Raw genomic sequence first — 13,712 nt, forward strand, 5'->3', positions numbered from 1 at the left:
GATGCTTTTAATAGAGGCTTTCGTATAATTTTGATAAGATAGATATAAATAATTCGCGACACTTCTGCGGGACAGTGAGCCAAGCAAGCAACAACAGATGGTAAAATATCTGTTAAACTTGAAGAGCGCCCGCAGTGTGGGAGCGAATTTTTTTCTTGAATTCATCATGCGTTTGAGACGAATTAGAACATGAGGCTAAAGAAATTGCCTCTTTCTGAAAGTAGGTGTCATTAGATTGGAACAGCAACAAGAGGCAAGAATGAGACTTCGAATGCTCTTGCAACAACTAGAGTTAACAGATGATGTATATATGTCATTTTTTGAGGAAGGTGAACTATCACGCCTGACAGTTCATAAAAAGGATAGACTTTGGCATTTCACAATTAAGTTAAAGGATATATTACCGTTTCCGTTATATCAGCTTTTCCGTACGCATTTGACAGAGAAATTTTCAACGATAGCACAAGTTAATACGACATTTGAAACATTAGAAAAAAATGTCACAGAGGAACTAGTGCAAGCGTACTGGCTAAATGTTGTGGAACAAATTGATGAGATGGCTCCAACGCTTAAAAATTGTCTCATCACTCAAATACCAACATGGAACGGCCAAAAAATGACTTTATCCTGTATGCAGGAAATGGAATTTATGATGCTCAAAACGAAGTATGCGGACAAACTAGCAGAAAGCTATGGTCAATTTGGTTTCCCTCGTATGGCAATCGACTTTGTGCTACAAGAAGAAACGGAAGAAATGATAGCGGCACAGGAAGCATTTATGGAGCAGAAACGTCTGGAAGAAGTAGCTCTGGCACAGCAAGCGATGCAAGATTTCCAAAAGCGTGAGCAAGAGAAGAAAGACAATCCGGCACTGGCCAACCTTGGCGACCGTCCATTCCAACTTGGGATGCATATTAAAGATGATGAAATCATGGAAATTAAACGGATTGTTGAAGAAGAACGCCGTGTTATTATTGAAGGATTTGTCTTTGATACGGAAATAAAAGAATTAAAAAGTGGACGCTCCTTATTACAAATCAAAATTACCGACTATACAGATTCCATCATTGTTAAAATGTTTTCTCGTGACAATGATGATGCTGAATTAATGCAACATCTGAAAAAGGGCATGTGGGTTAAAGTTCGAGGCTCTGTGCAAACTGATACGTTTATTCGTGATTTAATCGTTATGGCGAATGATATTAATGAAATCAAAAAAGAAACACGACAAGATTTAGCACCAGAGGGTGAAAAGCGTGTTGAGTTACATTTGCATACACCAATGAGCCAAATGGACGCTGTTACACCTGTTGATCGGCTTGTTGCTCAAGCTGCAAAGTGGGGGCATCCAGCAATAGCTATTACAGATCATGCGGTGGTGCAATCTTTCCCTGAAGCATATGCAGCGGGCAAAAAACATGGCATTAAGATTATTTATGGTCTGGAAGCAAATTTAGTTGATGATGGTGTACCAATTGCCTATGCTCCAGAGCATCGTTTATTGGCAGACACAACGTATGTTGTTTTTGACGTAGAAACGACAGGGCTATCAACTGCATATGATACCATTATTGAATTGGCTGCAGTTAAAATTAAAGATGGACAAGTTATTGATAAATATGAAAGTTTTGCAAATCCACATCATCCACTTTCGGCTACTACCATTGAATTAACAGGTATTACGGATGATATGGTTCGAAATGCACCAGAGGTAGAGCAGGTCATTAAAGAATTTCATGCCTTTATTGGAGATGCAATCGTTGTCGCTCATAACGCATCATTTGATATTGGCTTCCTATATACAGGCTATAAAAAATTTGGTCTTGAAGACACAGTCCATCCTGTCATTGATACATTAGAGCTAGCAAGATTGCTTTATCCTACAATGAAAAACCATCGCTTGAATACACTGTGTAAAAAATTCAATATTGAATTAACACAGCATCACCGAGCAATTTATGATACAGAGGCGACAGGATTTCTACTCCTGCAGCTATTAAAGGATGCTGATGAGCTAGCTATTAAATACCATGATGACTTCAATAAGCATATTGGTGGTGGGGATGCCTATAAAAAAGGTAGACCTATGCATTGTACAATTTTAGCAGTCGATAATGCAGGCTTAAAAAACTTATTTAAAATCGTCTCACACTCTCATACAAAAACATTCTATCGTGTTCCTCGGGTGACACGTGCCGTGCTTGAACAATATCGTGAGGGTTTATTAGTTGGATCAGGTTGCAGTAATGGTGAAGTATTCGAAACAATGATGAATAAGTCTCCAGAGGAAGCAGAGAAAGTCGCTCGTTTTTATGATTATATTGAGGTGCAACCGAAGGCTGTATATGCACCATTAATCGAACGCAATGTTGTACGTGATGAATGGACATTAGAAGATATTATCCGTAAACTTGTTAAACTCGGGAAGAAGCTAGATAAACCTGTTGTTGCAACTGGAAATGTTCATTATTTAGATCCGACAGATGGGATGTTTAGGCAAATACTTATTGGTTCACAAGGTGGAGCAAATATTTTAAATCGTTCTAAGCTACCAGAAGTCCATTTTAGAACAACTGATGAAATGCTGAAAGAATTTGATTTTTTAGGACCGGATCTTGCAAAAGAAGTGGTTGTGACGAATGCTCAAAAAGTAGCAGCAAGTATTGGGGACGTTAAACCGATTAAGGATGACCTATATACACCAAAAATTGAGGGCTCCGATGATGAAGTAACCAATTTAACTTATGAAATGGCCCATCGTATTTATGGTGAGGAGTTACCGGAAATTGTGAAAGCTCGAATTGAAAAAGAGTTAAAATCGATTTTGGGACACGGTTTTGGTGTTATTTATTTAATTTCTGCCAAGCTAGTGAAAAAATCATTAGCTGATGGTTATTTAGTAGGGTCACGTGGTTCGGTGGGTTCCTCATTAGTAGCCACTTTTATGGAAATCACAGAGGTTAACCCATTACCGCCTCACTATATTTGTCCTAGTTGTAAACATTCCGAGTTTTTCGATGATGGATCTGTCAGCTCAGGCTTCGATTTACCAAATAAAGACTGTACGGAATGTGGAACACCTTATAAAAAAGATGGACAAGACATACCATTTGAAACCTTCCTTGGATTCAAAGGTGATAAGGTACCAGATATCGATTTAAATTTTTCGGGTGAATATCAGCCTCAAGCGCACAACTATACAAAGGTGCTATTTGGTGAGGATTATGTATTCCGTGCTGGAACAATCGGTACAGTTGCGGAGAAAACAGCATATGGCTATGTGAAAGGCTATGCAAATGACCATAATTTACATTTTCGTGGAGCAGAAGTTGATCGTTTAGTTCAAGGCTGTACAGGAGTAAAACGTACAACTGGGCAACACCCTGGAGGAATTATTGTTGTTCCAGATTATATGGACATTTATGATTTTTCTCCAGTGCAATTCCCTGCAGATGCGCAGGATGCAGAATGGCGTACAACCCATTTTGATTTCCACTCTATTCATGACAATATTTTAAAGCTAGATATACTTGGACACGATGATCCAACGGTGATCAGAATGTTACAGGATTTATCGGGAATCGATCCTAAAACAATTCCGACCGATGATCCTGTCGTCATGAAAATTTTTAGTTCTCCTGAATCTTTAGGTGTTACAGAAAAGCAAATTGGCTGTAAGACAGGGACACTAGGTATACCAGAATTCGGTACGCGTTTTGTACGTCAAATGCTAGAAGATACGAAGCCTTCGACATTCTCGGAGCTTGTACAAATTTCTGGACTTTCCCATGGAACAGACGTATGGCTAGGGAATGCACAAGAATTAATTCAAAACGGTACATGTGTGCTAAAAGAAGTAATTGGTTGTCGTGATGACATTATGGTGTATTTAATTTATCAAGGTCTAGAGCCGTCACTAGCCTTCAAAATTATGGAATCTGTTCGTAAAGGGAAGGGATTATCAGAAGAATTTGAAGCCGAGATGCTCGCCAATAAAGTACCAGGTTGGTATATTGAATCTTGTAAAAAGATAAAATACATGTTCCCGAAAGCCCATGCCGCAGCATACGTGCTAATGGCAGTACGAATTGCCTGGTTCAAGGTACATTTTCCAATCCTTTATTATGCAGCGTATTTCACAGTTCGAGCAGATGATTTTGATTTAATTGCAATGGTGCAAGGATCGCAAATGATTCGAGCACGGATTGATGAAATCAATATGAAAGGCTTAGATGCATCCACTAAAGAGAAAAACTTATTAACGGTGCTGGAGCTTGCATTGGAAATGTGTGAGCGAGGTATGAGTTTCCAAAAGGTTGACCTATATCGTTCCCAAGCTAGTGAGTTTGTCATTGATGGCAATTCACTAATCCCTCCGTTCGATGCAATTCCGGGTCTTGGAACCAACGTGGCGAAAACGATCGTAGCTGCTCGTGAAGAGGGAGAGTTTTTATCCAAGGAAGATTTACAGCAACGTGGTCGTGTTTCCAAAACGCTTATCGAATACATGGACCAGCTTGGTTGTTTAGAAGGCATGCCTGATGCTAATCAGTTATCGCTATTCTAGTATTACAATTGTTTTGAATGGAAAGGTCACAATGTAAATTCAAATTCCTGACACAATATGGTTATCTATAATGAAGGAAATTTGCATTGTGTCGAGAACTGTGCTATTCTAATGGTAATAATTTGTTGATATTTTTCCAGCAAAAGAGTGGGGCATACCCGCTCTTTTCTGTTGTTTAACCGTAGCAAAACAAATTTTGACTAACAGCAGGTAAGACCGTAAAATTTCACCAAAGCAACTGGTGGAATTTCTGTTTTATTATGGTTCATTACTGCGTTAACCTGATAGTGATGAACAATTCATACGCTAGAATTTGATAAATACAGGAGGAAATAATGAGCAAAGTACCATCTTTAATTGAAGAGCTCGCTAAACCAATTGTGGATGAGTTAAATCTTGAGCTAGTGGATATTGAGTTCGTAAAAGAAGGACGAAACTGGTTTTTACGTGTCTATGTTGATACACCTGAGGGTGGAATTGACATAGATCAATGTGCTCAAGTGAGTGAACGACTAAGCTTGTTATTGGATGAAAAAGATCCAATTACACAAAACTATTATTTAGAAGTTTCTTCGCCTGGAGCGGAACGTCCATTAAAAAAAGATACGGATTTTGTCAAAGCAGTTGGCAAGTTTATTTATGTAAAAACCTATGAGCCCATCAAGGACATGAAGGAATTCCAAGGCTACTTAACGTCATTCGATGAACATACATTAGTGATGGAAGTGCGTATTAAAACACGTAAAATAACAGTAACAATTGAGCAAGAAAAAATCGCATTGGCACGACTTGCCATCGATTTTTCTGCATAAAGCATATTTAGGAGTGAAAACAAAATGAGTAGTGATTTGTTAGATGCGCTGAATGCGCTAGAAGAACAAAAAGGAATTTCAAGAGATGTGTTAATCGAAGCCATTGAAGCGGCATTAGTTACAGCTTACAAACGCAACTTTAACCAAGCACAAAATGTTCGAGTAGACTTAAATTTAGATAAGGGCTCAATTCGTGTATTTTCACGTAAAGATGTTGTGGAAGAGGTAGAAGATGATCGTTTGCAAATTTCTTTAGAAGATGCAAAAGTCATTAATCCAGCCTATCAGCTAGAGGATATCGTGGAGCAGGAAGTAACACCACGTAACTTTGGACGCATTGCTGCACAAACAGCAAAGCAAGTAGTTACACAACGCGTACGTGAAGCGGAACGAGGTTTAATTTATGAGCAGTACGTAGACCGTGAAGATGATATCGTAACTGGCGTTGTTGAACGTTTAGATGCTCGTAATATCTATGTAGGTTTAGGGAAAGTAGAAGCGGCATTGCCTGTTAATGAACAAATCCAAGGTGAATCTTATCATCCACATGATCGTATTAAAGTGTATATTACAAAAGTGGAACGTACAACTCGTGGACCTCAAGTGATTGTGTCTCGTACACATCCTGGTTTATTACGTCGATTATTTGAGATGGAAGTACCTGAAATTTATGAGGGTATTGTAGAGATTAAATCAATTGCACGTGAAGCTGGAGATCGCTCTAAAATTTCTGTTTTCGCTCATAATGAGGAAGTGGATCCAGTTGGTTCATGTGTTGGGGCAAAGGGAGCTCGTGTACAAACAATTGTCAATGAACTAAATGGTGAAAAAATTGATATCGTAGAATGGTCTGAAGACCCAGTTGTATTTGTAGCTAATGCATTAAGCCCATCAAAAGTATTAGATGTACAAGTGAATGAAGAAGAAAAGTCGACAACAGTCGTTGTACCAGACTATCAATTATCTCTAGCTATCGGTAAACGTGGGCAAAATGCTCGTCTAGCAGCGAAGCTTACTGGCTGGAAAATTGATATTAAGAGTGAGACTGATGCTCGTGAATTAGGTATTTATCCTTCGGCTACAAGCACTTTCATCCCTGCTCATGATGAAGAAAGTGATTTTGATGATGTAGCAGTTGACTTATATCAAGACGACGAAGAATAAGTAAGAAAGCCCGTGTGACAAGTTAGCTGACAGTATTCAGTGGGCCCCCTACGCCGACTGAATACTGTCAGAGCGTCAAGTAGAGCATGACTTGTCCACCTCTTACGACAAGCTTCAGAGAGGAATGGTGATTCTTATGGCTGTAAACAAAAAAGTACCTCTTCGTAAATGTGTAGCAACTGGAGAAATGCTACCAAAGAAAGAGATGATACGTGTTGTTCGTTCGAAAGAGGGCGAAGTAAGTGTAGATGTCTCCGGGAAAAAGCCTGGGCGTGGTGCCTATGTCTCTAAATCAGAGCAGGCAGTTGACCTCGCGCGTAAGAAAAATGTATTAGGGCACCAACTTGATGTGAAAATTCCTGAAGAAATATACGAGGAACTTATTTTGCTGATTCGTAGGGAGTCAATTTTATGATAAATCAAGCAATATTTAATTTGCTTGGAATCGCAGCAAGAGCACGTAAGGTGATTTCAGGAGAAGAGTTAGTAGTAAAGGAAGTCCGCAATGGCAATGCTAAACTAGTACTGCTTGCAAACGATGCTTCTAAAAACTCTAGTAAAAAAATTCAAGATAAGTGCACGTACTACAACGTTGAGTATCATGTAATTGGAGATCGATATGATCTAGGACATGCTACAGGTAAGGAGGCCCGCGTGGCTTTAGCTATTACCGATAAAGGTTTTGCAAGTAAATTGTCTAGTCTACTCAACGAAAACTAATCGGGGGTGAGCAGATGACCAAAATCAGAGTTCATGAATATGCGAAGCAAGTGAATAAAACGAGTAAAGAGGTTATTGAAGCACTAAGTAAATTAAATGTGAGTGTAACAAACCATATGTCTATGTTGGAAAAAGACGCTGTGGCAAAGTTAAATCAAACATTTAAAGCAACACCTGAGAAAAATGTAGCAAAACAATCAACTCAAAACATGGCACAAAAACCTCAATCAAATGGCCAGCAAAAACCACAGCATTCGGTGAAAAAGCAAGAAGGACAAAGGCAGCAATCTGCTACTTCTAAGCCAAAAGTAAACAATCAGCAACATGCACAGCAAAACTCAAATTCGTCTAACGAAAAATCTAAGAATACAAAAGGTAATCAAAATAGAAATATGACACAAAATAATAATAATAACAATAATAATCGTAGAGGTGGCGGTGGTTACAACCAACGTCCAAAACCAGGGATTCATGGAGGCAAACGTCGCCATCCAAAAACGCATCAACCATCAATTCCAGTGAAACAAAAGGAACTTCCAGAAAAAATTACTTTTGTTGAATCATTATCAGTTGCAGAATTAGCAAAAAAATTACACCGTGAGCCATCTGAAATCATTAAAAAATTATTCATGCTTGGCGTAATGGCAACAATTAACCAAGAATTAGATAAGGATGCAATTGAATTAATTTGCGCAGACTACGGTGTAGAAGTGGAAGAAGAAATTCGTGTAGATATTACGGATTTAGAAACACACTTCGAGCAAACAGAAGAAGTAAACGAGGCAGATTTATCAGAACGTCCGCCAGTTGTAACAATTATGGGTCACGTTGACCATGGTAAAACAACTTTATTAGACTCTATTCGCCATACAAAAGTAACAGCAGGAGAAGCTGGTGGTATCACACAACATATTGGTGCATACCAAGTTACAGAAGGCGACAAGAAAATTACATTCCTTGATACACCAGGACATGCAGCTTTCACAACAATGCGTGCGCGTGGTGCAAAAGTAACGGATTTAACAATTTTAGTTGTAGCTGCTGATGATGGTGTTATGCCACAAACAGTAGAAGCGATCAATCATGCCAAGGCTGCTGAAGTACCAATAATTGTGGCTGTGAATAAAATGGATAAACCATCGGCAAATCCAGATCGTGTGATGCAAGAATTAACAGAACATGGCTTAGTTCCTGAAGCATGGGGTGGAGATACAATTTTCGTTCCAATTTCAGCGTTAAAAGGTGAAGGCATTGATACATTGTTAGAGATGATTTTACTTGTAGCTGAAGTAGGCGAGCTTAAAGCAAATCCAGAACGTTTAGCACTTGGAACAGTAATCGAAGCTCAGCTTGATAAAGGTCGTGGCTCTGTTGCTACACTTTTAGTACAAGATGGAACATTAAAAGTAGGTGACCCAATCGTTGTAGGTCATACGTATGGTCGTGTACGTGCGATGGTAAATGACAAAGGTCGTCGAGTAAAAGAAGCTGGCCCATCAACTCCAGTTGAAATTACAGGTTTAAATGATGTACCTCAAGCAGGTGACCGTTTCGTTGTCTTTGAAGACGAGAAAACAGCACGTCAAGTTGGAGAAACAAGAGCAATGTCAGCGATTCAAGCACAACGTTCAGAAAAACAACGTGTAACGCTTGATAACTTATTTGAACAAATGAGCCAAGGCGAAATGAAAGAGCTCAACTTAATTGTGAAAGCTGACGTTCAAGGTACTGTTGAAGCTATGGCAGCCTCCCTAATGAAAATTGATGTGGAAGGCGTAAATGTGAAAATTATTCATACAGGTGCTGGAGCTATTACCGAATCTGATATTTCTCTTGCAGCAGCTTCTAATGCCATCGTTATTGGATTTAATGTACGTCCAGATGTTAACGCAAAACGTGCAGCAGAAGAAGAGGGTGTAGATATTCGCTTACACCGCATTATCTATAAAGTAATTGAAGAAATTGAACAAGCAATGAAAGGTATGCTTGATCCTGAATTTGAAGAAAAAATTATTGGTCAAGCAGAAGTTCGTCAAACAATTAAAGTATCAAAAGTTGGTACAATTGCTGGTTCATATGTAACAGAAGGAAAGGTAACACGTGATTCAGGTGTACGTGTGATCCGTGATAACGTCGTTATTTTTGAAGGTGAGCTAGATACGCTTAAACGCTTCAAAGATGAAGTAAAAGAAGTGGCAAAAGGATACGAATGTGGTATTACGATTACAAACTTCAATGATATTAAAGAAGGCGACATTATTGAAGCCTATATTATGGAAGAGGTTAAACGCGCCTAATGATCGTGTATGCAGAGGTTGAATTTATCATTCAAACTGCCCATTCGTTAAAGGAAAAGCGTGCTGTCTTACAGCGTATGATTACCCGCACAAAGCAGAAATTTAACGTTTCTATTGCGGAAATTGACCATCAAAATGTATGGCAGCGTACGAAATTAGCACTTGTTGCTGTTTCTTCGTCCAAAGAAGCAGCTGAACGAGAAATTAATCACGCGCTCCACTATTTAGAGTCAAATCCGTCATGGGAACAGCTTAATGTGTGGCGAGATTATTTATAAGTAGTAGTAGATAGTTGTCTAGCTTACGAAAGCATGGAACACACAACTATCTGTACATCGAAATAGAGGTGACAAATTATGTCTCTACGTTCAAACCGTGTTGCCGAGCAAATGAAAAAGGAGCTTGGTGATATTCTTGGCCGTAAAATAAAAGATCCGCGTGTTGGTTTTGTGACTGTTACAGGTGTTGAAGTAACGGGTGATTTACAGCAAGCGACAATTTATATTACATCTTTAGGCAACGAACGTGAACGAGAGGAAACGCTTAAAGCTTTAGTAAAAGCTTCGGGCTTCATTCGCTCTGAAATCGGATCACGCATTCGTTTACGACGTACACCAGAATTAATCTTTGAATTTGATTCATCGATTGAATATGGGAACCGTATTGATTCATTGTTAAGAGATTTACACAAAGAATAAGCAAAAAAGTCTGCCACATGCATGTTTATGCAGGCAGACTTTTTAGCTTCATGGGAAAAGTTATATTGCCAATGAATAAATAAATGATAGAGTAAGCAATTTGGGAGGAGCTATATGAACGGTATTTTACCGCTTTGGAAAGAAAGAGGCATGACAAGCCATGATTGTGTCTTTAAATTACGCAAAATTTTGCGGACAAAAAAAGTTGGGCATACAGGTACACTGGATCCAGGTGTTGAGGGCGTACTACCAATTTGTATTGGCCAAGCAACTCGAATAGCAGAATATTTAACTGACGCAGGGAAAACCTATGAAGCAATCATTTCAATCGGTCGTACCACGACAACCGAAGATGCAGAAGGTGAAACCGTTGAAGAAGATCTTACGATGAAAAATTTTTCTCGGGAGCAGTTGTTAGAGGTTTTAGCTTCATTGACTGGAGTTATTGAACAAACACCACCCATGTTTTCAGCAGTAAAAGTTAATGGGAAGCGCCTCTATGAATATGCGCGAAAAGGTGAAAGTGTTGAAAGACCAACTCGCCAAGTAACAATTTATAATTTAGAGCTACTTGATGAGCTAGCACATTATGAGGGACAAGAAATCACATTTCCAGTACGTATCGCTTGTAGTAAAGGGACATATATTCGAACATTAGCTGTGCAAATTGGTGAGGCGCTTGGCTATCCAGCACATATGAAGGAGCTTGTACGTACTGCTTCTGGTACTTTTACACAGGATAACTGTTTTACGTTAGCACAGGTTGCTGAGCTAATGGAGACTGAGCAAGTAGCTTCCTGCATTTTACCTGTCGAGTATGCATTAGCAGACTATCCATATATTGAGATTACGAATGCCAATGAAAAAGAAATTTTCAATGGACAAGTGCTTCCAGCAGATGCATTATTAAATAGTCATGATAAAATTGTGTATGGAATCAATGGAAAGGCAGTTGCGGTTTATCAAGCTCACCCAACAAAGGATGGTTTGATGAAGCCACATAAGATGTTTCCGACGATAGAGTAGGAGGATTTTTCAATGGAGGTCATTCATTTAAAATACCCACATCAATTACAGCAACGAGAAAGCATGCAGCCGTATTCATTAGCTCTTGGCTTTTTCGATGGTGTACATAGAGGGCATCAAGCAGTTATCAAGGCAGCTAAGGAAGAGGGCAACAAGCGACAAATTCCAACTGCAGTGATGACATTCGATCCACATCCTTCATTAGTCCTTGGTGGACGTAACGAAAAGGTTTTTTATATTACACTCTTACAACAGAAATTACAGCTGTTTGAAGAACAGGGTGTGGATACGGTATTCGTTGTCCACTTCACTTCAGATTTTGCCAAACTTTCACCAGCGGCATTTATTGATACATTTATCCGTGGATTAAATATTCAGCATGTGACAGCTGGCTTCGATTATTCGTTTGGAGCATTTGGTAAGGGAACAATGGAAGATATGCGTTTATTAAGTAATGGTGATTATGGCGTTACAATTGTTGAGAAGAAAACAGATGATGTTGAGAAAATCAGCTCTACCCGTATACGCAAGCTATTACAAGAAGGCGATATGGAAGAAGCAACAGTTTTATTAGGGAGACCGTTTGAAATCAATGGGATTGTTGTCCATGGTGATAAACGTGGTCGTACTATTGGTTTCCCTACTGCAAATGTCCAAGCATTAGAAGGAACGTTTATTCCAGCTAGTGGTGTTTATGCTGTTCGTCTGCTTGTACAAAATAACTGGTATGATGGTGTTTGCAACGTGGGCTATAAGCCAACTTTCAAAGATCCAAATGATAAGCAATTATCGATTGAAGTCCATATTTTAAACTTTGATAAAAATATCTACGGTGAAGAAGTACATGTGGCATGGTATAAACGTATACGAAGTGAACGGAAATTCGATGGTATTGAGGCCTTGAAAACACAAATTGAAAAGGATAAACAAGAAGCAATACGTTACTTTAACCAGCTATAAGAAGTACTTCATTACTGTAGTCACATTAGCCAAGTCGACGTTTTACTTGCTTGACTATGTGATTTATGGTAATATTCATAAGTGCATAAATGCTTAACCTTAGCTCGGTATATCGATGACTCCAACGTTTACTGTGCTAATGGGGATTAATTATAATTTAGGAGGTCCATACAAATGGCTATTACAAAAGAACGTAAAAACGAAATTATCGCTGAGTACCGTACTCACGAAAGTGACACTGGTTCACCAGAAGTACAAGTTGCAGTATTAACAGAGGAAATCAATGCTCTAAATACTCACTTACGTACTCACAAAAAAGATTTCCACTCTGAGCGTGGTCTTCTTAAAATGGTAGGTCGTCGTCGTCACTTATTAAAATACCTTCGTGAAACAGACGTACAACGTTACCGTGAATTAATCAACCGTTTAGGCTTACGTCGCTAATTAATAGCAAAAGTAATCCTATATTAGACTGTAGACAAACTGATGTTTGTCTACAGTCTTTTTTTGAGATAATCTTGTTAATTTTGTTCAACAATAAGCCATAACTTTTTTACACTACGATGAACGATAGATAAAAAAGATTTGATACTTGATAAAAGGGTGATATATTCTAATCACATTTCACAGCCCATATATAGTCATTGTGATCATCATTTGCAAGTGTAATTGAAGTAGATAAATTGAAGGCTAGATTGCTATTATATTTCATGAAATACAATCCAGCAAATTATAGGATAGAGGCTCAAAATTGGTACATAAGCGTCAATCATACAATCTAAATGCTATCATTGAATACTAGTAAACGATGGCTATGGGTTAGAAAACTTTCTATGTTAATAGTTGGTGAAATGTAAACTAAATCATTTAGAAGGGTGAGTAGGATGTTTAACCAATTATTAAGAGAGAATAATATTGTTGCAGGTATTTTAACAGTTATTCGTGTTTATTTAGGCTGGCATTGGCTTACAGCAGGTTGGGGAAAATTGTTTAATGGCTTTGATGCATCTGGCTTTTTAGCCAATGCTATTGCAAATCCAGTGACAAGTGGAGAAGAGCTCGCCTACCCACTGTATGTAAAGTTTATTGAATCATTTGCTTTGCCAAATGCTGAGCTAATTAATATTCTTGTGCCTTGGGGAGAATTTTTAGTAGGGCTAGGATTAATTCTGGGATGCTTAACGACATATGCTGCATTTTTTGGTATGGTCATGAATTTTGCCTTCCTAATGGCAGGTACTATATCTAGCAATCCTTGGGATATTTTACTTGCAATCTTTATAGCCGTTGCTGGTTATAATGCTGGGAAATTCGGGCTTGACCGCTTCATTATGCCAATCATAGGTGAAAAGATGGCGAGAAATAAGAAAAAAGAAGTTGTTCAACCTGTTAAAATTACATAATAAACTTTTTACATATCTTATATTAGGAGACTACTCATTAGTCTGAATATACCCCGCCCATTATA

The 13,712-nt window shown here is 38.5% G+C and carries 12 protein-coding genes; all 12 read left to right on the forward strand.

The genetic code is table 11. The features are described from left to right. Nucleotides 1–235 precede the first annotated feature (235 nt). The 12 genes from MKY76_RS05545 to MKY76_RS05600 all read left to right on the forward strand — a co-directional run bounded on the left by MKY76_RS05545 (nt 236) and on the right by MKY76_RS05600 (nt 13,647). The gene (locus MKY76_RS05545; RefSeq protein WP_112117501.1) at nt 236–4,567 is read left to right on the forward strand and encodes a PolC-type DNA polymerase III; all 4,332 of its coding nucleotides are present in this window, start codon (nt 236–238) and stop codon (nt 4,565–4,567) included. A gap of 335 nt (nt 4,568–4,902) precedes the next feature. After that, entirely contained in the window at nt 4,903–5,379 is a 477-nt protein-coding gene (gene rimP / locus MKY76_RS05550; RefSeq protein ID WP_313871457.1) for a ribosome maturation factor RimP, read from the forward strand. Between the two features lie 24 nt (nt 5,380–5,403). After that, a complete protein-coding gene (nusA, locus tag MKY76_RS05555; protein ID WP_048391564.1) occupies nt 5,404–6,543 on the forward strand; it encodes a transcription termination factor NusA in 1,140 nt (379 codons plus the stop codon). A gap of 136 nt (nt 6,544–6,679) precedes the next feature. After that, complete coding sequence (locus tag MKY76_RS05560) at nt 6,680–6,958, forward strand: YlxR family protein (protein WP_004269250.1); 279 nt, start codon at nt 6,680–6,682, stop codon at nt 6,956–6,958. Then, nucleotides 6,955–7,263 carry a YlxQ family RNA-binding protein gene (locus tag MKY76_RS05565; RefSeq protein ID WP_004225011.1) on the forward strand — a complete coding sequence of 103 codons (309 nt, stop codon included), beginning with the start codon at nt 6,955–6,957 and terminating at the stop codon, nt 7,261–7,263. The genes MKY76_RS05560 and MKY76_RS05565 overlap by 4 nt, the downstream gene beginning before the upstream one ends. Before the next feature lie 14 nt (nt 7,264–7,277). Next, nucleotides 7,278–9,560, forward strand: a complete 2,283-nt coding sequence (gene infB, locus MKY76_RS05570) for a translation initiation factor IF-2 (RefSeq protein ID WP_048391561.1) — start codon at nt 7,278–7,280, stop codon at nt 9,558–9,560. After that, nucleotides 9,560–9,838, forward strand: coding sequence for a DUF503 domain-containing protein (locus tag MKY76_RS05575; protein WP_008178987.1), 279 nt, complete (start codon nt 9,560–9,562; stop codon nt 9,836–9,838). Before infB ends, MKY76_RS05575 begins: the two co-directional genes overlap by 1 nt. 78 nt (nt 9,839–9,916) lie before the next feature. Then, nucleotides 9,917–10,258, forward strand: a complete 342-nt coding sequence (rbfA, locus tag MKY76_RS05580; protein ID WP_004225003.1) for a 30S ribosome-binding factor RbfA — start codon at nt 9,917–9,919, stop codon at nt 10,256–10,258. Nucleotides 10,259–10,372: 114 nt separating this feature from the next. After that, the gene (gene truB, locus MKY76_RS05585) at nt 10,373–11,284 is read left to right on the forward strand and encodes a tRNA pseudouridine(55) synthase TruB (protein ID WP_315055017.1); all 912 of its coding nucleotides are present in this window, start codon (nt 10,373–10,375) and stop codon (nt 11,282–11,284) included. A 12-nt stretch (nt 11,285–11,296) separates the two neighbouring features. Beyond that, nucleotides 11,297–12,244 carry a riboflavin biosynthesis protein RibF gene (gene ribF, locus MKY76_RS05590; protein WP_004224996.1) on the forward strand — a complete coding sequence of 316 codons (948 nt, stop codon included), beginning with the start codon at nt 11,297–11,299 and terminating at the stop codon, nt 12,242–12,244. Nucleotides 12,245–12,418: 174 nt separating this feature from the next. After that, a complete protein-coding gene (rpsO, locus tag MKY76_RS05595; protein WP_004224992.1) occupies nt 12,419–12,688 on the forward strand; it encodes a 30S ribosomal protein S15 in 270 nt (89 codons plus the stop codon). A 440-nt stretch (nt 12,689–13,128) separates the two neighbouring features. After that, nucleotides 13,129–13,647: a DoxX family protein gene (locus MKY76_RS05600; RefSeq protein ID WP_048391558.1), complete on the forward strand. Its 519-nt coding sequence runs from the start codon at nt 13,129–13,131 to the stop codon at nt 13,645–13,647. Nucleotides 13,648–13,712 lie beyond the last annotated feature (65 nt).

The sequence above is a fragment of the Lysinibacillus sp. FSL P4-0201 genome (assembly GCF_038593425.1).
Lineage (GTDB): Bacteria > Bacillota > Bacilli > Bacillales_A > Planococcaceae > Lysinibacillus > Lysinibacillus capsici.

Bases quoted from the DNA above. Each gene is read 5' to 3' on its own strand.
- MKY76_RS05575 (WP_008178987.1), top strand. From the start codon at position 9,560: ATGATCGTGTATGCAGAGGTTGAATTTATCATTCAAACTGCCCATTCG.
- rbfA (WP_004225003.1), top strand. From the start codon at position 9,917: ATGTCTCTACGTTCAAACCGTGTTGCCGAGCAAATGAAAAAGGAGCTT.
- infB (WP_048391561.1), top strand. From the start codon at position 7,278: ATGACCAAAATCAGAGTTCATGAATATGCGAAGCAAGTGAATAAAACG.
- MKY76_RS05565 (WP_004225011.1), top strand. From the start codon at position 6,955: ATGATAAATCAAGCAATATTTAATTTGCTTGGAATCGCAGCAAGAGCA.
- rimP (WP_313871457.1), top strand. From the start codon at position 4,903: ATGAGCAAAGTACCATCTTTAATTGAAGAGCTCGCTAAACCAATTGTG.
- ribF (WP_004224996.1), top strand. From the start codon at position 11,297: ATGGAGGTCATTCATTTAAAATACCCACATCAATTACAGCAACGAGAA.
- truB (WP_315055017.1), top strand. From the start codon at position 10,373: ATGAACGGTATTTTACCGCTTTGGAAAGAAAGAGGCATGACAAGCCAT.
- nusA (WP_048391564.1), top strand. From the start codon at position 5,404: ATGAGTAGTGATTTGTTAGATGCGCTGAATGCGCTAGAAGAACAAAAA.
- rpsO (WP_004224992.1), top strand. From the start codon at position 12,419: ATGGCTATTACAAAAGAACGTAAAAACGAAATTATCGCTGAGTACCGT.
- MKY76_RS05600 (WP_048391558.1), top strand. From the start codon at position 13,129: ATGTTTAACCAATTATTAAGAGAGAATAATATTGTTGCAGGTATTTTA.
- MKY76_RS05560 (WP_004269250.1), top strand. From the start codon at position 6,680: ATGGCTGTAAACAAAAAAGTACCTCTTCGTAAATGTGTAGCAACTGGA.